The sequence below is a fragment of the Lacihabitans soyangensis genome, from assembly GCF_024343775.1.
Classification (GTDB): domain Bacteria; phylum Bacteroidota; class Bacteroidia; order Cytophagales; family Spirosomataceae; genus Leadbetterella; species Leadbetterella soyangensis.
In genome coordinates this window covers 17,460-41,847 of record NZ_RJUF01000001.1, presented here as the reverse complement: position 1 = coordinate 41,847, position 24,388 = coordinate 17,460, and the positions used below count along the sequence as shown (strand labels likewise).

Here is a 24,388-nt window from a genome sequence, read left to right as displayed (position 1 = left end):
CTTGATAACCTTTGAATGCGAATAAATTGAGTAGAACTTTAATGTCATCCCAAGGATTGTATAACAATAGTTATGCAAGAGTCTTTTTTATTCTATTGAATTTTCTTTGGCGTATTTTTCAACGTAACTAATAAGCTTATTATAATCCCACAATTTTTCTTTGTCTTTGCAGTTTTCTAAATCCTTCAAATCAAAGTCCTCAATGAAATACATCAAATTAAACTCTCCAATTAAATTAGTTAATAACATTTCTATTGAATTGGCACGGTTGATATTCATTAAATCTCGATTTATGTAAATATCTAAAAACAAGGGAGTATAATTTTCATCTTTTAAAATCCTGAATTTCAAATCTTTAGCATCAATAATTTCACCACCATATTCTTCAGTGGTTATTCTAACAGAAGTTAATGCTTTTTTCTGTTTGCAATCATAAAAATTCCAGTTTTCCATATTTGGAGATAATTTTACGAATTGTTTCGTTAATGAATGAAGATCTGGTTCTAAACTTGGAGAAATGGCTAAATACATTTCCCTGTTCTCATCTGGACCAATTTCCCAACTTAAATTACCAAAACCTTTGAGTAAATTATCCATTTTCTCTATAAAAGAAATGTCATAAATTAACCCCTTTACATTAAAAAGCGGAGCAATCGTATTCCAAAAAAATTAATATCTTATCATCCATTGTTCATCATATATCGTCTTTCTTCATTTATTTTTCTTATTTCAGGGGTTACAAAATTTGATTGGTGGTATTTGCTGGATAAACTGAAAGCATATTAATCACAAATTTTGAACAATGTTTCGCTTGTAGACGGAAAGACGGATTTATTGAATTTGAAATAATAGTTTTCTTTAAAAAGTATAACTCCTTCCTTTCTTTTATTTTTATGAATTAGAGTTAGTATTGTAAAATCGCCATAGTCGTTTACTTCCCATCTTCCGTTTTCCTCATACCCCAAACTATATGAATTATCTGGAAAAAGTACTAATGGATTCTCTTCATTAGTATTAGAACAATATTTTCCATGTAACTTTTTCTCTATTTCAGAAACAGATTGATTTGTACAACCAACTAGTACCCAAAGAGCAAAAAAGTATCTAATTATACGCATGTCCAAAATACGGTGTAAATATCCTCTAAAATCATTTTGTAGATGTTTCTCAATCTTTCCTTTATAAGGGCAAAATTCAATCCAAAAAAAAGAGTCGACAAATTCCAAATTCGCCAACTCTTTTCAAATCAGTCATTTAAGTACTGAATTATTAAATTACCTCAACCCCGCATTGATCTTTTCCAGAACCTCACTACCAGGACATAATTCCTTTTCTGTAAGAGAATTAAGTGGTTTGTTTACGGTTCCTATCAGGTCGTTTAGTTCTACGCTTTCGGTGTCAAGATACAGCAATCCTGTAAGTATTTCGTCTTTTTGACGGGCTACTTGAAGAGCGTTGATGATAGACAGTTTGTCTTGAGGGTCAAAGCCTTGGTGTAGTTTATTGAGTTTGATAAACGTACCATCGTGCATTTCTACCATTTTCACATCTATTTCATCATATTCGGTTGTGATTTCTTCCTTTACTGGCACAAAATCCAAAGATGAAAGGGCCTCATTGTGCTCACGCACATAGTCATAGGACTTCGTAGAGCCAGGGTTGTTGTTGAAAGTCACACATGGCGAAACAACATTAATCAAGGAAAATCCAGAATGTGAAAGAGCCGCTTTTATCAATGGAATCAGTTGTCCCTTATCTCCGCTAAAACTCTGGGCTACAAATGTTGCACCCAATTCTATGGCTATAGCACACATGTCTATGCCTTCAAAGTTGTTGACACTACCCGCTTTCGATACAGAACCTTGGTCAGCAGTGGCCGAGTCCTGTCCTTTGGTTAGACCATAGCAACCATTGTTCATCACAATGTAAGTCATGTTGAGATTTCTACGAATCACGTGTGCAAACTGACCAAAGCCTATTGAAGCACTGTCACCGTCGCCCGAAACACCCAAATAAACCAAGTCTCTGTTGGCTAAATTGGCTCCTGTAGCCACTGAAGGCATACGACCATGCACTGAGTTGAATCCATGCGAATTGTTCAGAAAATAAGCTGGCGTTTTAGAGGAACAGCCAATGCCCGAAAGCTTGGCCACACGGTGCGGCTCAATAGAAAGCTCAAAACAAGCATCTACAATAGCAGCTGATATAGAATCATGTCCACAGCCCGCACAAAGTGTTGAAAGTGAACCCTCGTATTCTTTTCTGGTATATCCCAAAGCATTTTTAGGAGCTCTTGGGTGTTCGAATTTTGGTTTTATATATGACATAAAAATTAGATACTTTGTAGGTTTAATGCACTGATGGGCTCAATAATCAAATCGGCGGTGATAGGCGTTCCGTCAAAATTCAAAACTCTGATCAACTTCTTGGGATTCACCTCCAACTCATTGATGAGCAAAGTTCTCATTTGAGCATCGCGGTTTTGCTCAACCACAAAAACCTGCTTGTGGGCATCGATAAAGTCTTCTACCTCTTTGCAAAAAGGAAAAGCTTTCAAACGCATGGCGTCAATTTTCAACCCGTCAGCTCTCATAATATCCAAAGCCTCCTCAGCCGCATATCTCGAAGTTCCAAAGAATATCACCCCGATTTCTGACTCATTGTTTTCTTGATAAAATTCTGGTCCAGGAACCAAAGTTTTGGCAGTTTCGAGTTTCTTCTTCAACCTATTCATGATACGCACGTAGGTGTCAGAATCCTCTGAGTAAGCGGCTTTTTCGTCGTGCGACGAGCCTCTGGTGAAATACGCTCCTTTGGTAGGGTGTGTACCCGGTAAAGTTCTGTAAGGAATTCCATCGCCGTCCACATCTTTGTATCTTCCCCAATCTTGAGCTGCTTCCAATTCTTCGGCGTTTAAAACTTTTCCTCGGTTATATTTGCGGTTGTCGTCCCATTTGAATGGCGGACACATGTGCTCGTTCATACCCAAGTCCAAATCCGTCATAAACAACACGGGAGTTTGTAATTGCTCAGCCAAATCAAAGGCATCGGCCATCATTTCGAAACACTCCGTAGGTGTAGAGGGAAGCAAAAGCACGTGTTTGGTATCTCCATGAGAAGCATAAGCCGCCATCAACAAATCAGACTGCTGTGTACGTGTAGGCATACCCGTAGAAGGACCAGAACGTTGAACATCAGCCAAAACCACCGGAATTTCCGAGTAATAAGCCAAACCTAAAAATTCGTTCATCAAGGATAAACCAGGTCCCGAGGTAGCAGTAAATGCTCTTGCACCGTTCCAGTTGGCACCTATGGCCATACCGATAGCCGAAAGTTCGTCTTCTGACTGCACAACTGAGAAACTATTCTTGCCGGTCTCTGGGTCTTTACGCAGCTTGTTGGCGTATTTTTCGAATGAACTCACCAAAGAAGTAGAAGGCGTAATAGGATACCAAGAAACTACTGAAGCACCGCCATAAACGGCACCCAATCCGGCAGCTGCATTGCCATCTATCAAAATCCAATCTTTCACCAAATCTCTTCTTTCTACCCTAAAATCAAGTGGATAGTCAAAGTTTTCGGCTATGTAGTCACCTCCAAGATTCAAGGCTTTTACGTTTGGAATTACTAATTTTTCTTTGCCTTTGAATTGCTCCGAAAGTAATTTTTCTATTTCCTCAAAACTGATATCCAATAATTTAGCCAAAGCTCCCACGTAAACAATGTTCTTAAACAATTGCTTCTGACGAGGATCTGAAAACTCACGGTTACAGATATCCATCAAAGGAATGCCAATAAAATTGATATCCTCTCTCAAGAATTCTTCGTATAGTTTTTTGGTGCTGTCATACACAAAATAACCACCTGGTCTTACTGAAGCGATGTCTTTCTTCAAGCTCTGTGGGTTGACACTCACCATGAGGTCAATGCCGTTTTTTCTACCCAAATATCCCTTTTCGCTCACTCTAACTTCATACCAAGTAGGTAAACCCTGAATATTGGATGGAAATATATTTTTAGCCGACACAGGCACGCCCATTCGGAAAATAGACTTGGCAAAAAGCGAGTTGGCACTTGCCGAACCTGTACCGTTTACGTTGGCAAATCTTACTACAAAATCGTTTATACTACTCATATGATTTCTTTCTTAACATCCTGCCTTGGCAGTTTTATACATAAATTTCTGCATGTCCCAAGCCGAAGTTGGGCAACGCTCAGCACACAAGCCACAGTGAAGACAAACGTCCTCGTCTTTTACCATTACTTTACCGGTTTTCAAAATATCAGATACCAAAATGTCTTGACTTTTATCCAAAGCCGGAATTAGAAGCTTGGCCCTCAAATCGTCCTCTTCTGCATTTTCGGTAAAATTGATACACTGTGTTGGGCAAACATCCATACAGGCATCGCACTCGATGCATTTGTCTTCCATGAAAACAGTCTGCACGTCACAGTTGAGACAGCGTTCAGCTTCTTTGAAAGCCGAAGTCAGATCAAAGCCCAACTCAACTTCTTTCTTTCTATCGGCCAAAGTTATCTTTTTATCCTCCTGAGGCACCACAAATCTTAAATCTGCTGAAACACCATTGTCATAACTCCATTCGTGAATACCCATTTTGGTACTGATCAGCGTTACATCTGGAGCTGGTCTGTCGTGGATATCTTGTCCTTGGCAATATTTATCTATCGAAATGGCTGCCTGATGTCCTTGAGCAACGGCTGTGATAACATTTTTAGGTCCAAGAGCGGCATCTCCACCAAAGAAAACACCCGCACGTGTAGAAGCAAAAGTGCTTTCGTCTACCACGGGCATTTCCCACTCGTTAAACTCCACGCCAAGGTCTTTCTCTATCCATTCAAAACGGTTTTCTTGACCAATGGCTATTATTACGTCGTCTGCTTCAATGAATACATCTGGCTCACCAGTTGGTACCAATTTACGCTTTCCTTTGTCGTCGTATTGAGCCTCCACTTTCTCAAAAAACATGCCTTTAAGTTTTCCATTTTCTGAAACAAAGCTTTTCGGAACGTGATTTTCCAAAATCGGAATATCTTCATGAATGGCATCTTCTTTTTCCCATGGAGAAGCCTTCATTTCTTTGAATGGACTTCTAACCAACACTTTCACTTCTTCACCGCCCAAACGACGAGAAGTACGGCAACAGTCCATGGCAGTATTTCCACCACCCAATACAATTACTTTTTTACCAATTTTGTTGGTGTGTTCAAACGCCACATTCGCCAGCCATTGGATACCGATGTGAATGTTCTCTTTGGCATCCCATCTGCCAGGCAGATTGGGCAAATCTTTGCCTTTTGGTGCTCCAGTTGCTACAAAAACAGCGTCATACCCTCCATCAATAATTTCTTTTAGACTAGTCACATATTGATTGAAGTGCTTTACGATGTCCATGTCGAGAATTACATTCACCTCTTGGTCCAAGACCGAATTTGGCAAACGGAAAGAGGGTATCTGGCTTCTCATCATACCACCGCCTTTGCTTTGGTCGTCGTACATGTGAATTTCATAACCCAGCGGAGCCAAATCTCTGGCCACAGTCAAACCGGCTGGTCCAGCACCAATAATGGCAATCTTTTTACCGTTCTTTACTTTAGGAATCTCTGGCAAATATTGAGCGATGTCGTCTTTGAAATCTGCTGTCACTCTTTTAAGTCTACAAATGGCCACTGGCTCCTCTTCTACTCTACCTCTTCTACATGCAGGCTCGCATGGGCGGTCGCAGGTTCTGCCCAAAACTCCAGGAAAAACATTGGACTCCCAGTTGACCATGTATGCCTCGGTATATTTGCCAGCGGCAATAAGTCTGATGTAATGAGGAACTGGGGTGTGAGCAGGGCAAGCGTACTGACAATCAACAACTTTGTGGTAATACTCCGAATCTTTGATATTTGTGGGCTTCATATGCCTCTGTTATATAATATTATTTCTATAAATTATTTGAAAAGTCAAATATTGCCAAATATAAATTGTTAGTATTTCTTAGAAAAGAAAAAGACTTCATAATAATTGGGCAAAATTTAAAAAAACATCAATTTAGATTGGTTATAAATAGAAAATGCCGTTTTTAATACTAAATTTTGGATAAATAGTATTTTTTTGAATCGTTGAAAAATGGCAAAAATCAATATTCAGAAGTAAGCCCAAATCAAATAGATAATCTCTTGCAAGGAACTCCGAGAAACTCAAAGAGTGACCATTTGAAGGAGTTTTTGGGCAAAAATATGTTCGTCAAATTCTTGAATGATGATAGAGTCCAGTTTTAGCAGATACTTGGCATAATGTCCTGGCTCTTCCACAATATTGGATTGAAAAGGTTTGTTACAAACTACTAATTGGTAACAACTGTTGAAGATATTGTAAACGATAATAGCCTCCTGCTGTCTGGAATTTGGAAAACAGTACAAAAAGAGGGGAACATCGAGCAAGTCGTACTCCGTGTAACCATTTACCAAACAAATATCAAAGAAATTATAAATAAGCAAATCAGTTTTTAGATTGATACTCCTCAGTAGCTCTTGCATCTGTTGGAGCTTTGTTTTAATTAAAATCAATGGCTGATAATTCGGGCCAAAATGATGAATACTTAGCCATTCCCTTTTGCCGAAATTTAGAAAACTAGTTGATGATTTCGCCATTTCGAGCTTATAGTCAAACTGCTTATAGCTAGGCACAAAATAACCAGGATAAAAATAATCTAATCCCAAATTCTTTAAGAAGAGGATTTTATGGAGAAAAAGAAACTTACCAAGGCTATATTTTTTATAGTCGGGATCAAAAACACTAACGATTCCTTGAGCAGAGTTTTCCCCCATATCAAACACCCCACAGCCTATGAGTCTATTGCCGTCATAAATTTCGAGATGTCTGGAGTCAAAAATATCAAATAGTGAATTGCCTGTTAGAAGATTTTGAAGTGACGGGGCAATAGAAAAAGACAAGCTTTGTCGATAACGATAAAATAGATCTTCTTTTTCGTAGGTTATCTGGCCCGCTGAGACCTCAACGGTAAACCTTTCATTCTGCTTCAAAAGCCTTTTTTGAGAAGCACTTGGCTCAAAGTCTTTCAGATTTACCCTCAACCAAAGAGCGTTGTATTGTTCACTGCCAAATATCAGAAAATTGGTTGTAAACATACTCTGACCCATTCTAAACCAGCCAGCCTCTAGGAAATGATCCAGTTGTTTGGGCGAAATACATTCTAAATTACGAACGTCGGCCATTTTCCAATTTCCGACAGGCACATCATTGTTTTCTTGATATTTCAATGCTTACAAAATCAAATTTTCCGAAAAGATGCTAAGCCGTTTTTAATTTACAAAGACATTTACTTCAAAAAAATTTAAAAAGCCTAAATCCCCCTTAAAAACCCGAATTTTGGTCATAAAAAAAGTGACCCCTTAGAGCCACTTCATTATTCCAGACCATGTAATATTTTAAGACACAAAGAATCTAAACAAAAGAAATAAGCCTGCCGATAACATCATAGAAACAGGCAAGGTAAGCACCCAAGCTATGGCAATATTTTTTATGGTACCTGCTTGAAGGTTTTTGATACCTTTTGACGCCACCATAGAACCCGCAATACCTGATGATAACGTGTGCGTAGTACTAACTGGGAGCTTAAACCCTGAGGCCAAACCGATGGTTACAGCTGCAACAAGTTCGGCAGAAGCTCCTTGAGCATAGGTTAAATGCGACTTTCCGATTTTCTCACCTACTGTTACCACAATTCTTTTCCAGCCAATCATAGTACCTAATCCCAGTGAAAGAGAAATAAGCATAATCACCCAAAACGGAGCAAAGTCAGTGGCACGTCTGATACCTTTTTCTTCTTTTGTGGCCAAATTGGTCAATGTTTCTCTGTCCGCAGCACTCATACTCACACTTTCGTCGGTCAAGAGTTTTTTAGCATTGCTAGCCACCTTCAGGATGGCTCCACGCAAATGAAGTTTGGAAGAAGTATCAGCTGAGGTCTGATTAACAACTGGATGTAAAAAAGTAATGTTAGATTTGATGTCGTTGATATGTTTCATTTCAGAAACACCCAATCCTACTGTATCGATTTTGTTAACTATTGTCTCAATTTTCACCAAGTCTGGCTGAATATCTTTCAATTTTTTCGCACTTGTTATGGCAAAATACGAAGGCAAAACACCAATTAAAATCAACATCATCAAACCAATTCCTTTCTGACCGTCGTTTTTACCATGGAAAAAGCTCACCAAACCACAAGTGGTAATCAAGGTGCCTCTGATCCAATTTGGTGGTGCTTGATTTTTCTTTGGCTCTGAAAATATTTGGTCACGTACGTTTTTATTAACAGTACGTCTTAAAATGAACATCAAGAAGATAGCAAGTGCAAAACCCAAGACAGGTGCCATCAAAAGTCCTGTAAAAATATCTTTCACTTTGTCCCAGTTAATGGCTGCTGCACCTGTTTGATTTTCAGGAAGCAGGGCATATCCTAAACCCACACCCATGATAGCTCCAATAAGCGTATGAGAACTTGACGATGGCAGACCGAAATACCAAGTACCAAAGTTCCAGATAATAGCACTGAATAACATGGCCATCACCATGGCGAGGGAATGATAAACATCTTGGTCGATTAGTAACTCTACAGGGAGTAAATTTACGATGCTCATACCAACACCTACTCCACCAGTGATAACACCTATAAAATTGAGGATTCCGGAATAAACAACCGCTTGAGTGGGTTTGAGAGAGTTGGTATAGATTACTGTGGCTACCGCATTGGCTGTATCATGAAAACCGTTGATAAATTCGAAAACACAAGCTGCAAAAAGGGCAAAAAATAGAAGAAAAAAAACGTCATTTTCTAGACCAAACATAATAATTAAATTTTAGTTTTAGATTCTGATTCACATTGGTGCCACAAAGGTCAGAATTAATTTTGACCTGACATAAAAGTTATCCACATCCAATGTTACCAAATTGTTAATTTTCCTTGATAGCCAACTGACCACAAGCAGCATCTATGTCTTTTCCTCTACTTCTACGGATGTTTACGGTTACGCCATTGTTCTCCAAGTACTTAGCAAATTTCTCTATGGCATCGGCTTCAGCGTTTCTAAAGTCTGCCTCGTTGATAGGGTTATATTCAATAATATTGACCTTAGAAGGCACTCTTTTACAGAATTTTAGCAAATCCTTGGCATCCTCAATAGTATCGTTAAAGCCATTAAAAACTATATATTCAAACGTGATTTTGTTGCCAGTTTTTTTGTAAAAATAAGTTAAGGCCTCTGTTAAATTCTTTATGCTATTTGACTCATTGATAGGCATAATGGTGTTGCGTTTTTCATCATTTGCCGCATGAAGTGACAAAGCCAGATTGAATTTCACGCCATCATCGCCCAGTTTTTTGATCATTTTGGCTATGCCCGCAGTAGAAACCGTAATACGTTTTGGGGACCAATTTAAACCCTGTGGCGAAGTAATTTTTTCTACCGACTCCAACACCGCTTGGTAATTTAGAAGTGGCTCGCCCATACCCATATACACAATATTGGTCAGGGGTTGGTTAAATCTTTCCTCTGCTTGATTTTTTATCAAAATTACCTGATCATAAATTTCCGCAGCATCCAAATTTCGCTCACGTTTCATGTATCCCGTAGCACAAAATTTACACGTCAGGGAGCAACCCACTTGAGAAGAAATACAGGCCGTCATTCGAGTTTCGGTTGGAATCAAAACCCCTTCTACCAAGTGTTTATCATAAAGTCTAAAGCCCGATTTTATCGTACCGTCGTCAGAATACTGTGATTTGTAAACAGTTACAGGATTTATTACGAATTCGATCGATAAAGTTTCACGAAGATTTTTAGAAAGATTGCTCATGGCCTGTATATCTGTTACAGACTTTTGCCAAATCCATTCCATTATTTGCTTGGCTCTGAAGGCCGGCTCACCTTTCTCCTTGAGCCAATCTTTGAGTTGTTCCAAACCAAGCTTTCTTAAATCCTGTTTCATATTTTTTTAATTTACCGCTAGGTCGTAAGACCCTCTAATTGTTTTGATTGATGTGGGATTGAAACCTTAGCTTTAAATTTAGCTCCGTTTTATTTGCAAAATTCCACATTTATCGGCCTTTTCTCAACTATATTCAAAGAAGATTTGAATAATGCTAAACTTTTAGCGGATTCCTTTTGTTTTTCTAATATTATATGGTATTTTTCAAATAAAAAAATGAAAAATAGAATCCCAGTTCTGTTATTATTTTTTCTTTTCTTTGGCGGGGTATTCAATCATATTGAGGCTCAAAAAAAGAGAGATTCGGATAAGTTTGGGTTTTATTTTAAGGGAATTAGGCAAAAAACAGCAAAGATCAAGTTCGAGTTGTATTCCAACCTCATAGTTGTCAAAGTCAGAATCAACAAATCAGACACACTAAACTTTATTCTTGACACCGGTGTGAGTTCGTTTATTATAACGGACCCTAGCATGGCCAAAAAACTCAATTTAGATTTTAGCAGACAAGTACGCATTAATGGTGCTGGCGAAAAAGATTACATCAACGCCAATGTTTCTATAGGACATACCATAGATTTGGGATTTGTGAAGGCCGATAGACAAAACTTGGTAGTACTCGAAGATGACATTTTGAAACTCTCCGAGTACATGGGCATTCCTATCCACGGTATTTTTGGTCATGATTTGTTCGAACGATTTGTGGTGACGATTGACTTTGGCTCGAGGGAGTTATATCTTAGAAATCACGATAAATTTAAGCCTAAAAAGTCTATGGGTGAGAAATATCCTTTGGTGGTAACGCAATCGAAACCCTACATAGAAGCCATAGAATTGGCTCAAAATGACGACAATGACTTCACAAAACTTCGCTTGGTAATTGACACCGGTGCTGGCCATGCCTTGTTGCTCAACACGCAAGATAACTCACCCATTCATTTGCCAGACAAGGTCATCAGAGCCAACTTGGGTAGAGGTTTAAATGGAAGCATTGACGGTCATATCGGCCGAATTGAGAAATTCAGAATTGGCAAATACGAGTTTAATGACGTTTTAGCTTCGTTTCCAGATAGTTTATCATTTAGTCTAAAATTCAATGAGGACTTTGACGGCAGACAAGGGAGTATTGGTGGAGAGTTTTTGAGAAGATTTGTGATAACGTTCAACTATAGAGATGGTTACCTCATGCTAAAACCCTTAAAAAGTAAATACCGAGAGACCTTTGAACACGACATGAGCGGCATGGAGGTGAGGGCCAAAGGCGACGGATTCAATGAATATGTGGTCACTTTCATAACGCCTGGTTCACAAGCAGACCTAGCCGGAATCAAAGAAAATGATCAAATCATTTTCATGAACAACAAGCACTTTAAGGAATTGAATATAAACGACATATACAAAAACCTCAGCAAAAAAGAAGGTACAGAAATAGAACTATTCGTGAGAAGGAATGGGGAATTGAAATTCTGTTATTTTAAATTGAAAAGGGTTATTTAGACTAAAAACTATAACTCAAATTCACGCCTAGACCCCTAATTCCCAAATAAGGAACGGGCTTTACTGATTTAATTTCAGCTTTTTCGCCAGCAATATCCAAGGCGAAATATTCTCCAGAAAGTCCAAAACGCTCTGTTATTTTTTCCTTCAGGTATACTTTTTCGTCCTCTGAAAGTTTTGAGAGTAACTCTGTTTGAGCAACAGCATAAAACGCTTTGGCTTTTCCAAAATGTGGCCCAATAACCACCAAATCCACTCCCATTCTGTTCCATTTCCATTGTTTGCCAATCAACAATCCGCCCGAAAGTGTGTTAAAAGTAAAGTTTACAGGTGTTTTTACATCTACAATCAAACCTTTGTATAACACAGACAAAGAAGCCGGAACGGCCATGTCAAAGTCTTCATACTGACCAAAAAGTGCCACAAAGGGTCTGTTTTTCTTATTTCCCAGATAAAACCGAAGTTCTGGAGCGTAGCCTCTTACGCCAACTCTGGCTTCGTTCATGAAAATATACTTGAATTTTATACCGGTCAATCCAACTCCATAACGTTTTGCCAAGGTATCAACAGCTACTCCAAATGGAATCAATGATTTTTGGCGATAAAAAAAAGTATTGTTAAATGAAATTTTGTTGGTCAGCATCCGCTCATATTGCAAAGAGTAGGTCTGGGTAAGTGGTCCTGCAACATTAAATTTTATGGCGTTTTTTTGCTGTGAAAACCCTGAAATAGAGAGAATTAAAAAGAATAAGAAAACTAAAAAACGCATTATTTACTAATTTGGGTTAATATTTTTTCGAGCAAATTCAAATCTTCGGTTTTGAAATCTAAATGGGTAACGAACCTTACCAGTTGTGGACCAAAAGCCACCGCTCCCACTCCATTTTGTTTTAATACCTCCAAAAAATCTGTGTTTGTCCAATTTTCAACTAACTCAAAAATCACAATATTAGTATCAATCGGCATTATTTCTTTAACAAAAGAACACTTTTGAAGTATTTGACCAATCGCCTTTGCATTTGCATGGTCTTCCTTGAGTCTTTTTACATTATTATCTAAGGCGTAAATACCAGCCGCAGCCAAATATCCTGCTTGACGCCAACCTCCACCAAATGACTTACGAATTCTCCTTGATTTTTTTATAAATTCTGCATTTCCCAAAAGCAGGGAACCCACTGGTGCACCCAAGCCTTTGGAAAGACAAATGGAGATGGAATCAAAAGCACTTCCAAAATCCTTGGGCGACTCTGAAGTCTCTATCAATGCATTGAAAAGTCTGGCACCATCCAAATGAAATTTTAAACCTTTCTCTCGACAAACTTCCTTTATCTTGAGAATTTCATCAAAATCATAAATAGAACCACCACCCTTGTTCATGGTATTTTCTAATGAAACCAAAGTACTCAAAGGCAAATGAATATCCTCTGGGTTATTAATCGCACCCCTCACCTGCTCAGCGGTTATTCTCCCTTTATCTCCATCTATCAATTTTACAGAAGCTTGGGCATTGGAAGCAATTCCGCCACCTTCGTACAGATATATATGCGAATATTTGTCACAAATCACCTCAGAACCAGGGAACAAATGAGCTTTTAAAGCAATCTGGTTGGTCATTGTACCAGAAGTACAGAAAAGTGCAGCTTCCATCCCAAACATTTCGGCAGCTTTGTTTTCTAATGCCTTTACTGTTGGATCATCTCCAAAAACATCGTCGCCAACTTCGGCTGAAAACATGGCTTCCAGCATCTCTTTTGAGGGTTTCGTAACCGTATCGCTTCTTAAATCTATCGTCATTTGCAGTTTATTATTCGAGAATTACAAAGTTAGGAGGTTAATTTGTTAATTCGACAATTTGTTAAACGGTTAATGTTTTTTGAAGAAGAATATCCTGACTTCTTATAAATTTGACTAATTCTGGGTAAAATTAGCTAATTGGCAAATTAACACATTAACAAATTACTATCATTTCCAAGTTTTCCTTATTTTTACTAAAAAATCAATCTTTATGCCGGTATTCAACCTCAATATCAATAACAAAGTCTATAAAATCACCGCTGAGGCCGATATGCCTCTGGTGTGGGCTATCAGAGATTTGGCCAATTTGAAAGGTACAAAATTTGGCTGTGGAATGGCCCAATGTGGTGCCTGCACGGTTCATCTTGATGGGCAGCCGATTCGTTCTTGCCAAATGCCGCTTTCTGCATTATCGAAAAAAGCAAAAATTACTACGATAGAGGGTATTGCAGAACCAACTCTTCATGCAGTACAAAAGGCATGGATTGAAGAACAAGTGCCACAATGTGGCTATTGTCAGTCGGGTCAGATAATGTCTGCAGTGGCATTGTTGAAAACCAACAAAAACCCGAATGACGAGGAAATATTGGCCGCCATGGAAGGCAATCTGTGCCGTTGTGGAACTTACCAAAGAATTAACCAAGCCATCAAGAACGCCTCTAAAATGCTTTAATCATGAAAAATAACAGAAGAGAATTCATCAAAAACCTCGGATTGACTGGTATTGGATTGAGCATCGGTATAGATGGTTTTTCCAAAAATGTCGCCCTCAAGAAACTTACGGCAGCCACGCTGGCTTTAGAGATAAATCCGTTTATAATCATTGAAAATACGGGCAAAATCACCCTTGTGAATAGCCGACCAGACATGGGTCAAGGCTCTACACAGGCTGTTCCATCGCTTTTGGCTGAGGAATTAGAAGTCAGTCTCGATCAAGTGAGTATCATACAGTCAGACGGTAGAAGCAAATACGGAAGCCAGCAATCTGGCGGAAGTAGCTCGGTAAGAGGACTTTGGATGCCGCTTAGACAAGCTGGAGCAGCTGCTAAAGAAATGCTCATCAAAGCCGCAGCCGAAAAATGGGGTGTAAATGCAGCCGATTGTTACGCCGAAGCCGGAAAAATATTTTTAAAAGGCTCACAAAAAAGTGTGACCTACGGTGAAGTGGCGGATTTGGCCTCAACTTATCAAGTGCCGAAAAATCCAAAACTAAAAGACCCGAAAGATTTTAAGATTATTGGCAAATACAACAAACGTCTGGATGTTCCTGATAGAGTTTCTGGAAAAGCCATTTATGGAATAGACGCTGAAATTCCAGGTATGGTATACGCCAAAGTAGTTCATTCGCCAAGAATTCACGATTCTATAGCTTCAATTGATGATGCTACTGCCAGAAAGGTTGTGGGTGTTCTAGACGTCATAAAAATAGAAAGAGCCATGCCACATACCAAAGTGGATGCTGTGGCCGTAATTGCTCAAAACCAATGGGCAGCACTAAAAGGGGCAAAAGCCTTGACTGTTAATTGGAAGTCAGAAAGTGGAAAGTATCTCAACCAAAATACCTCAGAATATTTTGAAGCCGCCTATACTGCGGCCAAAAAACCAGGCATAAGGGCGGAAGAAAAAGGAGACTTTGATGCTCATTTTGAGTCAGCAGGTACGAAATTGGAGGCCATTTACGAAACACCATTTCTTGCCCACGCAGCTATCGAGTCTGAAAATGCCACAGTTCATGTAAAAGACGATGGCTCTGTAGAAGTTTGGGCACCTATCCAAGGCCCGGACGGAGCATTGAGCCAAGTAGCTCAATATCTAGGAGTTCCCGAAGAAAAAGTAAAAATAAATGTAACACTCTTGGGTGGTTCGTTTGGTAGAAAAGCCTACATGGATTTCTTAAACGAAGCTTGTGATATTTCGCGTAAAATCAAAAAGCCAGTGAAAGTTCTTTGGACCAAAGAAGACGACATCGCCCAAGGACCTTATCGTCCGGCCATGCTTAGTCGTATGCAGGGCGTTATAGAAAACGGTCGAGCCAAAGCCTTCCACCACCAAGCCATTGGTGAATCTATTGCGGGTCAAGTATTTAATGGTTTAAGACCTAACACAGCCGACGATTGGTTGAGCGGTGAGTTGAGCCAAGAAAACCACCAGTATAATTTCGAAGTCAACAAAGTATCTTACTCTAGGGTAAAAACCAGTATTCCAGTGGTTTGGTGGAGAAGCGTGTATGCTTCTAACTTTGGCTGGGGACAAGAATGTTTTATAGATGAAATGGCCCACGAAGCCAAAAAAGATCCATTGGAGTTTAGATTAGGTTTGTTGAAAAATGCCCCAAGATTTACAAAAGTTTTGAATCTTTTGGCAGAAAAAGCTGACTATAAAACGCCACTTCCAGCCGGAAAAGCAAAAGGAATTGCTGTATTTCGTTCTTTTGACTCGATATCTGCGGCTTGTGTGTTTGTTTCTAAAACCGATAACGGCATAAAGATAGACAAAGTGGTTTCGGTAATTGACTGCGGTATGTTTGTAAACCCCGACAACGTAAAAGCCCAAACCGAAGGAAACATCATAATGGGTATACAGGCAGCAACGAAAGGCGGAATAACCTTCGAAAACAATCAATGTGTGCAGTCCAACTACCATGACTACCAAGTACTTCGTAACTCCGAAACACCAAAAATGGAAATACACATCGTAGAAAACTACGAACGCCCTGGCGGTGTAGGAGAACCAGGACTACCTCCTATTGCTCCAGCCCTTGGCAATGCCATTTTTAATTTGACGGGGAAAAGAGAAAGGAAGTTGCCTTTGGGGGTGTAGTGGAATTTGAATTTAGTTTTTCTAATTAAATTTAAATCAATATGAAACGAATATTGGTTGTTTGCTTAATCATAATATTTTCATCTTGTACCATAAACAAGAACAGTTCTGAAAGGCCAAAGAAACCTAATCTCTTTGGTGGCAATGGCGGAAAAGGTGGAAAGGGTGAAAATGGCAAAGATGGCGAAGACGGCAAGGATGGTCAAAATGGGGGCTTGAATATTAATATAAAATGAAATGATAAGTATAGTAGCCCTCATTTTGATACCATTTTTTTCTTATGTAAAACAAATAGAAATAGCAAAAGAAACAACAAGAGCCCAATTTCCAGGTGGAAACACCGAAATGCTTAAGTTTATAGGACAAAATTTAAAAGTGCCGAAAGAATTTCAGGATGCGGGAATTTCAGGAAAAATTGTAGTTAGTTTTCGAGTAAAGAAAGAAGGTACTTTAGATAATATTGAAATCTTGAAAAGTCCTGGTTTTGGAATAGATGAAGAAATAATTAAGGTTTTTAAATCAATGCCAAAATGGATTCCCGCAAAAATAAATGGTGTTGCGATTGACAGTTTTGAAAAAATCCCTATTGCCTGCCTTAAGCTGGAATAATAGTAATGTTTTAAAATTAGGTCGTAAGAAACTGCCATAGTTTGAAACAGAAAGAATACATGCTGACAACTCTAAACCTTGGTAAATAATCAATGCTGTGCAACATTTTGAATATAAATTGAGATTCATATCTTCTTAAGTTTCAAAAAAAATTAAGCTATTCAAAAAAAATTGAGTTCGTTCTAATATCATCTTCAGATTCATTTCCCCAATTCTTGGCTGAAAAACCATAGAACAAATCCATCACATTAAAATCACCTTAAAATTCATGTAATAACATCTTTCTTTCGAACAATGCGAGAGCACCAAAGTTACATCATCATTAAACTAAATAATAGTATGAAAAATTTAATGACTGCTCTGTTCTTGGTGTTCGCACCAATGTTTGCCTTCTCTCAAACCAAAGATGTCGTTGACATCGCCATTGGTTCGCCCGATCATACTACCTTAGTTGCCGCTGTAAAAGCTGCTGATTTAGTGGGCACACTCAAAGGTGCTGGTCCATTTACTGTTTTTGCTCCTACTAATGCTGCATTTGCCAAACTACCTGAAGGTACGGTGGCAACTTTGCTGAAACCTGAAAATAAAGCCCAACTGGCAAAGATTTTAACTTATCACGTAGTAAGCGGAAATCTCGACGCCAATGCAGTAATAGCCGCCATAAAAGCTGGAAATGGTACAGCAAACGTAACTACAGTAAGTGGTGGTAAGCTAAGCGTAAAATTATCTGGTGGTAAGGTAGTTATTACAGACGAAAACGGTGGAATGGCTACAGTTGTCGCTGCAGATTTGAAGGGTACAAATGGTGTGGTGCACGTAATTGACTCGGTGGTATTACCAAAATAATTCTTCTCGAATTTTGAAAAAACCTATCCAGCAACCTGGGTAGGTTTTTTTATGTTTTCTTTTGAGAATTAAATTTTTCGATTCTCAGATCTTAAACTATTCAAATTGTCAAAAATATTAAAGTAAGAGAACCACCAAGATAAAGACCTAATAGACAGAGAAGTACTCCTGCAGAATTGCCAAAATAAATAATCCAAATATTTGCAACAAAAGGCCAATTAGTTTATCTTTAAATAGTAACGTTGTTCAGCTTAAAATCATAATATCATGAAAAGCTTAATTCTGGTCCTTCTTTTTCCTTTTTTGATTTTTTCGAAAACCGATAAAGATGTATTTGGCGGCCATAAACTGACCATTCAAGAGGCCGAAAGGATTTTAGGGGAAACATGTCAACTCATAGAAAGCGGAAACGAAACCAAAGTTGGTGGTCACAAATATAAGAGTACACACATTGGCAGCTCAAATGCAAACCATGCCCTTTATTTTATTTTTGAGAGTTACGAAAGTGAACTCTCTGCCAATAAGACTTTTGATGAATTTAAGATGTCCAATCAAACCTCAAGTGGTTTCGAGAAAATTGAAGACATCGGAGATGAAGCGTTTTTTCATACGGACAAGGAGAATTTCGGCCTCGTAATTGCTCGAAAAGGCAATGAAATAGTTCGTCTGAAAGTTAATAAACTTAGTTCCAGGACTTCTATTTCTGAACTTAAAAAAGTAGCCTCTGAAATTATCGCCCGAACTTAACTCAGGGAGCCCAATAATGTTGTTGGATCTTAATATTCCTAAAGGAAACACCTTTTGACCAATCTTGCAGGGCCAAACGACCTTTAATGCTTTTACCAAACAACGGAAAATACTTAAATCCGCTCTTCGCCACCATGGCTTTCCAAGCTTCCGAGTTTAAATCTTGTTCAGCAGTCAAAATACCATTTAAGTAAAACTGAATTTTACCAGAGTCTTGGACAATTTTCGACTGATTCCACTCACCTGCTGGTTTTGGTTTCGAGACGTTTTTTTGAGGCATGAAGCCATATAAGCATGCAGCCCATTTGGTCGAATCCTTTAGATAATCTTTACCAATACCCTCGTGATCAAGCAATTGATATTCAGGACCCGACGCCCAAGCTCTAGGAATGGTATCATTTTCAACGACATTTATAAAAACCCCACTGTTGCCCGCCGTGGTAATTTTCCAGTCAAATTTGAGTTCGAAATTGGCATATTCGGCATCCGAAACTAGATCGCCGTGTTCTACTTCAAAAGTGTCAGGATTACAAAACAACTCTCCATCTTTTACCATCCAAGCGGAGGGTGCGTCGGCTTTGTTGTACAAATGCCAACCTTTGGTGGTTTTGCCATCGAAGAGTAATTTCCAACCGTCCTCTTTTTCAGACTCTGAGAGTTCGTTGTTACCTACTTTTTTTTCAGCACAGCCAAAAAATGTTAATAACACAGACAGTAAAGTGATATTGATTTTATTCATTATTAGATATTTATAACAAACCAGAGAACATTTAACCTTGGTTTTGAAAAACCAAACTTAGAAATTTCTGAAATTTAATAATTTAAAACGATTACCCCGCATTTTAGAATATTTCATGAAGATGGTAGGAAATCAAATCACAAAATCATTTGAGTCGAATTGTCGGGGTATTTGTAATATCAAGATTTGGTTTCATTTTCTTTCGAAAATTAAAGGAACCTTGGAAGCTTACACCGACTTGTGTTTTTAAGACAAAATCATATAAATAGCCACTACAAAAATTATAATGTAGATAATGATTTCTATGTTTTGCAAGATTTTTTTATAAATTTCAGACATTGCTTTATAGGTATATTAAGGCTCGAAAAATATCAGAAATCTGACCTTCGAAGAAAAAATCAAAAAATTGCATTCGAAAGCACAGCAATAAAAAATACTGTCGCAACCACTAACTTAAAATTCTCGATTAATATAAAAAATCTTTTTACAGTCATAGCTTCTGTCAATTAATGTTAGTGTTACGCCAATTTCTATGCCACCCAACAACATTAACGAAGGAAATTTAATTTTGTCTCCCTTAAATAATTAAATTCTAAGAATTTTATTAAAAGGGGACATTCTAAAAAATTCTGGCACATAAAAATGTTGTCGAAAATTTCGATACTTCGGATAATTATTGAGCGAGGTTAAAGGAAAGTTCAATCTCTATGTATTTTCAAAGCTGGATAAATAGTATCAATATATTTTCAAGACCAAATGGTAGGGCTGCAAATTATAAAAAATATTTGGTCCAAAAGAACGCTTAAAGACTATTTGATTAATTAATACTTCATTAACCAAAAATATGTGTTACATATTTCCTGCATTTAGTATTTTTGCACCCGAATCAAAACTATCTACAAATAAATGTCTAAAGTTCTAATAATTGGTGCCGGTGGAGTTGGAACAGTTGTAGCTCACAAATGTGCCTTAAACTCGAACGTTTTTACCGAAATCATGTTGGCCAGCCGTACAGTTAGCAAATGTGAGAGAATTGCGTCTGAAATAAAAGAAATGCATGGTGTAAGCATTAAAACCGCTTCTGTTGATGCCGATAATGTGCCTGAGTTGGTTGCCTTGATTAAATCTTTCGGACCAAAAATGGTTATCAATGTGGCTCTTCCGTACCAAGACCTAACCATTATGGACGCTTGTCTAGAAACTGGCGTGCATTATTTGGATACCGCCAATTATGAGCCAAAAGACGTGGCGAAGTTTGAATACAGCTGGCAATGGGCTTATCAAGAGCGATTTAAGTCTGCTGGATTAATGGCACTATTAGGTTGTGGTTTCGACCCAGGTGTTACACAAGCATTTACCGCCTATGCCAACAAACACTACTTCGACGAAATGCACTACTTGGATATCATCGACTGCAATGCGGGTGACCATGGAAAGGCCTTTGCGACAAACTTCAACCCTGAAATAAATATCAGAGAAATCACTCAGCCAGGCCGTTATTGGGAAAATGGCAAATGGGTAGAAATACCAGCTATGTCTATTCACAAAGCCATAGATTACCCAAATATTGGCCCGAAAGAGTCGTATGTACTTTATCATGAAGAATTGGAGTCCTTGGTAAAGAACTTCCCGACTTTGAAAAGAGCAAGATTCTGGATGACTTTTGGTCAAGCATATATTACGCATTTGCAAGTTTTGGAAAACGTCGGCATGACGAGCATAGCTCCTATCAAGTTCCAAGGTATGGATATTGTGCCACTCGAATTCTTGAAAGCCGTCCTTCCAGCACCAGAGTCTTTGGGGGGAAATTATACAGGACAAACCTCTATAGGTTGCCAGATAAAAGGAATAAAAGATGGCAAAGACCGAACTTATTATGTGTGGAACAACTGCAACCATGCTGAAGCCTACAAAGAGGTAAGATCACAGGCCGTTTCTTACACCACCGGTGTGCCGGCAATGATTGGAGCCATGTTGATGCTCACCAATGAAGAATGGATGAAACCTGGCGTTTATAACGTTGAAGAACTCAATCCAGATCCATTTATGGAATTGCTAAATGTGCATGGATTACCATGGAACGAGCAAGTTGATGGAGTTTTGCCGCATGAGTATGTCTTCGACTTCGCTCAGTGACCGCACTTCGACTACGCTCAGTGACCGCACCGTTGTCTGAGCGGAGCCGAAGACAATAACTCAAATGTCACTTCGACTTCGCTCAGTGACCGCACTTCGACTACGCTCAGTGACCGCACCGTTGTCTGAGCAGAGCCGAAGACAATAACTCAAATGTCACTTAGACTACGCTCAGTAACCGCACTTCGACTCCGCTCAGTGACCACACCGTTGTCTGAGCGGAGCCGAAGACAATAAATGCAATGTCACTTCGACTACGCTCAGTGACCGAACGTCGACTTCGCTCAGTGACCTCACCGTTGTCGGAGCGGAGGCGTAGCCAATAACCGCAATGTCACTTCGACTACGCTCAGTGACCGAACGTCGACTTCGCTCAGTCATCGAACGTCGACTTCGCTCAGTGACCGCACGTCGTCTCAGCTCAGTGACCGCCCTGTTGTCTGATCGGTGGTCATTGAGCTTGCCGAAATTAGCCGAAGACAATTAATGCTTTTCTTCAATTTTAGCTTTAATGGCCTTCTCAAACTCATACCTCGAAGAATGTGAATTATTCAGACATGCTGCCAGTTCATGAAGTTGGTTAAAGTTCTTTTGCATTAATGCAAGTTTCTTGGCCCTTGACCAACCTTGAATTTGCTTTTCTCTATTAAATGCCTCATCAATCCTATCGAATTCCTCAAAGTAAATCAACTTCACAGGTAACCTTTTACTTGTGTGATTGGCACCAAGACCGGCCTGATGTTCATCAAATCTTTTAAGTAAATCTATCGTACTTCCGGTATAAAATGACCCATCAGAACATTCAAGAATATACATCCAACCTTTCATAACTTTTATTTTTTTAGATTTAGTACCAGCTCAAACTTACAAAATATTCCGTGTCAACGAAATTTGTACCAAATTTTCATCATACCTTTGCCTCAGTTTTAGGGTTCAAAGATGCATTTCTTGCATCGAATGAATAATAGGGAATCACGTTGAAGTCGTGAGCTGTCCCCGCAACTGTGCGGTTTATTTGCTTCATTTTACCACTAAGCCACTGATAAGCAAAAACTTATTGGGAAGGCAAAAATGAAAAACCAAGCCAGGAGACCTGCCCCAAAATTATCCTTTTTGCTGTCATACGGTGGATGTGTAGCAACGAGCGGTCGCCCTTTTTTTATTTTTTTACAAAAAACAAATGTTTCAAACATTCAAAAAAGTCCTTTTTGTAGGTTTCTGCCTGCAAGTAAATTTCGCGTTTTCACAGTCTGAAAACCAATTACAAGATGTGGTCATCACAGCCAACAAGTATCCGCAAAAATTGGATCAAACAGGAAAAGTCCTTACGGTAATCGGGGACTCGGTAATTAAGGCAAATGTCGGTCTAAGTCTCGGTCAGCTCCTAAGCCAGCAAGTGGGTGTAATGGTAATTGGTAGCGGGCAAACCGCTGGGAGTACACAAAATGTATCTCTAAGAGGTGTAAATTTTGGCCACACTTTGATACTCGTAGACGGGGTTCCAGTCAATGAGGCCTCGGGAATTGGAAGCACTTTCGACATTAATCTATTATCGTTGCAACAAATTGAGCGAATAGAAATCATGAAAAATGGGCAGTCGAGTCTTTATGGTTCAGACGCTATCGGTGGTGTAGTAAACATCATTACCAACCGAAAAAGCCAAGAAAAACAAAGCATTTCGGCCAGTTTAGCTGCAGGAACTCAGAATACTTTACAGGCTAACTTTGGTATTTTTGGCACTTTAAACAGAACGAACTATAATTTCTCACAGTCGTTGGCTAGCACGGGAGGTTTTTCAACAGCCGCAACAAAAAACGATGCAGACAAGTTTGAAAACGATGGATTCAAAACCTCAAACTCTCAGCTTTCTATTACCCATGAATTAACTAAAAAACTAAGCATTAATGGATTATACAGATTCAATACCTACAAAACTGATCTAGACGAAGGTGCATTTGTGGACGATAAAGATTATACGTATTTGAGCAAAAACAATCAAGTTGGAGGTGGATTAACATTGGAATTACCTAAAGGAAAGTTGGTTTTCAATTATTTATATAACCAAACTTACCGAAATTTCAAAAACGACAGTAGCGACGTAGTAGCAAGTGCCTTTGCAAAATATTCAAACACAGATTACACATCCAAAGCCTCTTATGCAGAGATTTTTACAAATTTCAAATTGCACAAGACAACAGAATGGCTTATCGGAGCCGATTACCGAGCCCAGAACATGGCTTATGACTACTTTTCAATAAGTGCCTTTGGGCCTTATACTGACACTCCAATTTTGGCGGATATGGCCAACATAGATAACCAAAGCGTATATAGTTCTTTAAATGTAAATCTAGTAAACGGACTAGGATTGGAATTAGGCGGAAGGTTGAACAATCATTCTGTTTACGGCAATAACTTCACCTATTCCGTAAATCCATTTTTTGTGGTAAACGACTACATCAAGTTTTTTGCAACTGCTTCGAGTAGTTTTAAGAATCCCGCTTTGTATCAATTGTATTCGCCATATGGCAATCTTGACTTGAAGCCTGAAAATGCTAAAACTGTTGATTTGGGCTGGCAGTTTTTCGGAAAATCGAAGTCGAATTACTTGAGAATGGTATATTTTAATAGGCAATATACTGACCTTATTTCGTTTCTTTCAACAAACCAACCACCCTATGGGCAATACACCAATCTAGCTGAACAAAAGAACCAAGGGCTGGAAGTTGACGGAAACTTAAACTGCAAGAAATTCACATTTTCAGGCAATTATACTTTCTTGGATGGCAAAATATCTGATGATTTAAAATCATTCGCCAAAGAAATCAATGCTTTTCTGAGAAGACCAAATCACAATTTTAATCTTACAGCGTCTTACAGCATTAGTACAAAACTCAAAGGTTCGGTAACTGCTCAACATTTAAGCAAAAGAAACGATTTGTTTTATAACAGTGCGACATTTGCCAACGAGGCAGTAATTCTTGATGGTTTTACACAAATACATACCAACTGGAATTATAAAATAAATGAGACGGTTGGATTATTTCTGAACATCCAAAACATTACAAATAAATCATTTACCGAGGTTTACGGCTATTCGTCTAGACCATTTACAGCATTATTTGGATTGAGCTTCACAAAATAATTTTCGAAATACCGACATTATTACCGTCAAAGATTTAATTTCTTTG

General features: G+C 38.7%; 21 protein-coding genes and 1 riboswitch. Of the genes, 9 read left to right on the top strand and 12 right to left on the bottom strand.

Going from position 1 to position 24,388, the window contains the following annotated elements; all coding sequences use genetic code 11:
- Positions 1-87 precede the first annotated feature (87 nt).
- The 8 genes from EGI31_RS00165 to rlmN all read right to left on the bottom strand — a co-directional run bounded on the left by EGI31_RS00165 (position 88) and on the right by rlmN (position 10,015).
- Complete coding sequence (locus EGI31_RS00165; RefSeq protein ID WP_255035084.1) at positions 88-597, bottom strand: hypothetical protein; 510 nt, start codon at positions 595-597, stop codon at positions 88-90.
- Between the two features lie 185 nt (positions 598-782).
- Positions 783-1,118 carry a hypothetical protein gene (locus EGI31_RS00160; RefSeq protein WP_255035082.1) on the bottom strand — a complete coding sequence of 112 codons (336 nt, stop codon included), beginning with the start codon at positions 1,116-1,118 and terminating at the stop codon, positions 783-785.
- A gap of 156 nt (positions 1,119-1,274) precedes the next feature.
- On the bottom strand, positions 1,275-2,327 hold the full coding sequence (locus EGI31_RS00155; protein WP_255035081.1) for a 2-oxoacid:ferredoxin oxidoreductase subunit beta: 1,053 nt from the start codon (positions 2,325-2,327) through the stop codon (positions 1,275-1,277).
- Between the two features lie 5 nt (positions 2,328-2,332).
- Positions 2,333-4,135, bottom strand: a complete 1,803-nt coding sequence (locus EGI31_RS00150) for a 2-oxoacid:acceptor oxidoreductase subunit alpha (protein WP_255035080.1) — start codon at positions 4,133-4,135, stop codon at positions 2,333-2,335.
- Positions 4,136-4,147: 12 nt separating this feature from the next.
- Positions 4,148-5,923 carry an FAD-dependent oxidoreductase gene (locus EGI31_RS00145; protein WP_255035079.1) on the bottom strand — a complete coding sequence of 592 codons (1,776 nt, stop codon included), beginning with the start codon at positions 5,921-5,923 and terminating at the stop codon, positions 4,148-4,150.
- A gap of 281 nt (positions 5,924-6,204) precedes the next feature.
- Positions 6,205-7,287 (bottom strand): arginyl-tRNA--protein arginylyltransferase, encoded by a 1,083-nt coding sequence (locus EGI31_RS00140; RefSeq protein ID WP_255035078.1) that lies wholly within the window; start codon positions 7,285-7,287, stop codon positions 6,205-6,207.
- A 168-nt stretch (positions 7,288-7,455) separates the two neighbouring features.
- Positions 7,456-8,874 carry an inorganic phosphate transporter gene (locus EGI31_RS00135; protein ID WP_255035077.1) on the bottom strand — a complete coding sequence of 473 codons (1,419 nt, stop codon included), beginning with the start codon at positions 8,872-8,874 and terminating at the stop codon, positions 7,456-7,458.
- A 106-nt stretch (positions 8,875-8,980) separates the two neighbouring features.
- Complete coding sequence (gene rlmN, locus EGI31_RS00130) at positions 8,981-10,015, bottom strand: dual-specificity RNA methyltransferase RlmN (RefSeq protein ID WP_255035076.1); 1,035 nt, start codon at positions 10,013-10,015, stop codon at positions 8,981-8,983.
- Between the two features lie 216 nt (positions 10,016-10,231).
- Between rlmN and EGI31_RS00125 the strand changes: the two genes are divergently transcribed.
- The gene (locus EGI31_RS00125; RefSeq protein ID WP_255035075.1) at positions 10,232-11,509 is read left to right on the top strand and encodes an aspartyl protease family protein; all 1,278 of its coding nucleotides are present in this window, start codon (positions 10,232-10,234) and stop codon (positions 11,507-11,509) included.
- 1 nt (position 11,510) lies between these two features.
- On the opposite strand, the gene EGI31_RS00120 is transcribed toward EGI31_RS00125, so the two are convergent.
- Together EGI31_RS00120 and EGI31_RS00115 are read right to left on the bottom strand one after the other, a co-directional pair.
- The gene (locus EGI31_RS00120) at positions 11,511-12,278 is read right to left on the bottom strand and encodes a DUF3575 domain-containing protein (protein ID WP_255035074.1); all 768 of its coding nucleotides are present in this window, start codon (positions 12,276-12,278) and stop codon (positions 11,511-11,513) included.
- On the bottom strand, positions 12,278-13,303 hold the full coding sequence (locus EGI31_RS00115; protein ID WP_255035073.1) for a threonine aldolase family protein: 1,026 nt from the start codon (positions 13,301-13,303) through the stop codon (positions 12,278-12,280). The genes EGI31_RS00120 and EGI31_RS00115 overlap by 1 nt, the downstream gene beginning before the upstream one ends.
- Positions 13,304-13,514: 211 nt before the next feature.
- Between EGI31_RS00115 and EGI31_RS00110 the strand changes: the two genes are divergently transcribed.
- The 6 genes from EGI31_RS00110 to EGI31_RS00085 all read left to right on the top strand — a co-directional run bounded on the left by EGI31_RS00110 (position 13,515) and on the right by EGI31_RS00085 (position 18,325).
- The gene (locus EGI31_RS00110; protein WP_255035072.1) at positions 13,515-13,976 is read left to right on the top strand and encodes a (2Fe-2S)-binding protein; all 462 of its coding nucleotides are present in this window, start codon (positions 13,515-13,517) and stop codon (positions 13,974-13,976) included.
- A gap of 2 nt (positions 13,977-13,978) precedes the next feature.
- Positions 13,979-16,123 (top strand): xanthine dehydrogenase family protein molybdopterin-binding subunit, encoded by a 2,145-nt coding sequence (locus tag EGI31_RS00105; protein ID WP_255035071.1) that lies wholly within the window; start codon positions 13,979-13,981, stop codon positions 16,121-16,123.
- 41 nt (positions 16,124-16,164) lie between these two features.
- Positions 16,165-16,359, top strand: coding sequence for a hypothetical protein (locus tag EGI31_RS00100; protein WP_255035070.1), 195 nt, complete (start codon positions 16,165-16,167; stop codon positions 16,357-16,359).
- 1 nt (position 16,360) lies between these two features.
- Positions 16,361-16,732, top strand: coding sequence for an energy transducer TonB (locus EGI31_RS00095; RefSeq protein WP_255035069.1), 372 nt, complete (start codon positions 16,361-16,363; stop codon positions 16,730-16,732).
- A gap of 339 nt (positions 16,733-17,071) precedes the next feature.
- Entirely contained in the window at positions 17,072-17,578 is a 507-nt protein-coding gene (locus tag EGI31_RS00090) for a fasciclin domain-containing protein (protein ID WP_310586141.1), read from the top strand.
- A 267-nt stretch (positions 17,579-17,845) separates the two neighbouring features.
- On the top strand, positions 17,846-18,325 hold the full coding sequence (locus EGI31_RS00085; protein WP_255035068.1) for a hypothetical protein: 480 nt from the start codon (positions 17,846-17,848) through the stop codon (positions 18,323-18,325).
- Position 18,326: 1 nt separating this feature from the next.
- On the opposite strand, the gene EGI31_RS00080 is transcribed toward EGI31_RS00085, so the two are convergent.
- The gene (locus EGI31_RS00080; RefSeq protein ID WP_255035067.1) at positions 18,327-19,064 is read right to left on the bottom strand and encodes a 3-keto-disaccharide hydrolase; all 738 of its coding nucleotides are present in this window, start codon (positions 19,062-19,064) and stop codon (positions 18,327-18,329) included.
- A gap of 906 nt (positions 19,065-19,970) precedes the next feature.
- Between EGI31_RS00080 and EGI31_RS00075 the strand changes: the two genes are divergently transcribed.
- A complete protein-coding gene (locus EGI31_RS00075; protein ID WP_255035066.1) occupies positions 19,971-21,200 on the top strand; it encodes a saccharopine dehydrogenase family protein in 1,230 nt (409 codons plus the stop codon).
- A 483-nt stretch (positions 21,201-21,683) separates the two neighbouring features.
- Here the strand turns inward: EGI31_RS00075 and EGI31_RS00070 are convergent, their stop codons facing one another.
- Positions 21,684-22,028, bottom strand: coding sequence for a GIY-YIG nuclease family protein (locus tag EGI31_RS00070; protein ID WP_255035065.1), 345 nt, complete (start codon positions 22,026-22,028; stop codon positions 21,684-21,686).
- A gap of 84 nt (positions 22,029-22,112) precedes the next feature.
- Positions 22,113-22,315: riboswitch (cobalamin riboswitch) on the top strand.
- A gap of 65 nt (positions 22,316-22,380) precedes the next feature.
- Here EGI31_RS00070 and EGI31_RS00065 point away from each other — a divergent pair.
- Positions 22,381-24,342 (top strand): TonB-dependent receptor plug domain-containing protein, encoded by a 1,962-nt coding sequence (locus EGI31_RS00065; RefSeq protein WP_255035064.1) that lies wholly within the window; start codon positions 22,381-22,383, stop codon positions 24,340-24,342.
- The last annotated feature ends 46 nt before the right edge of the window (positions 24,343-24,388 follow it).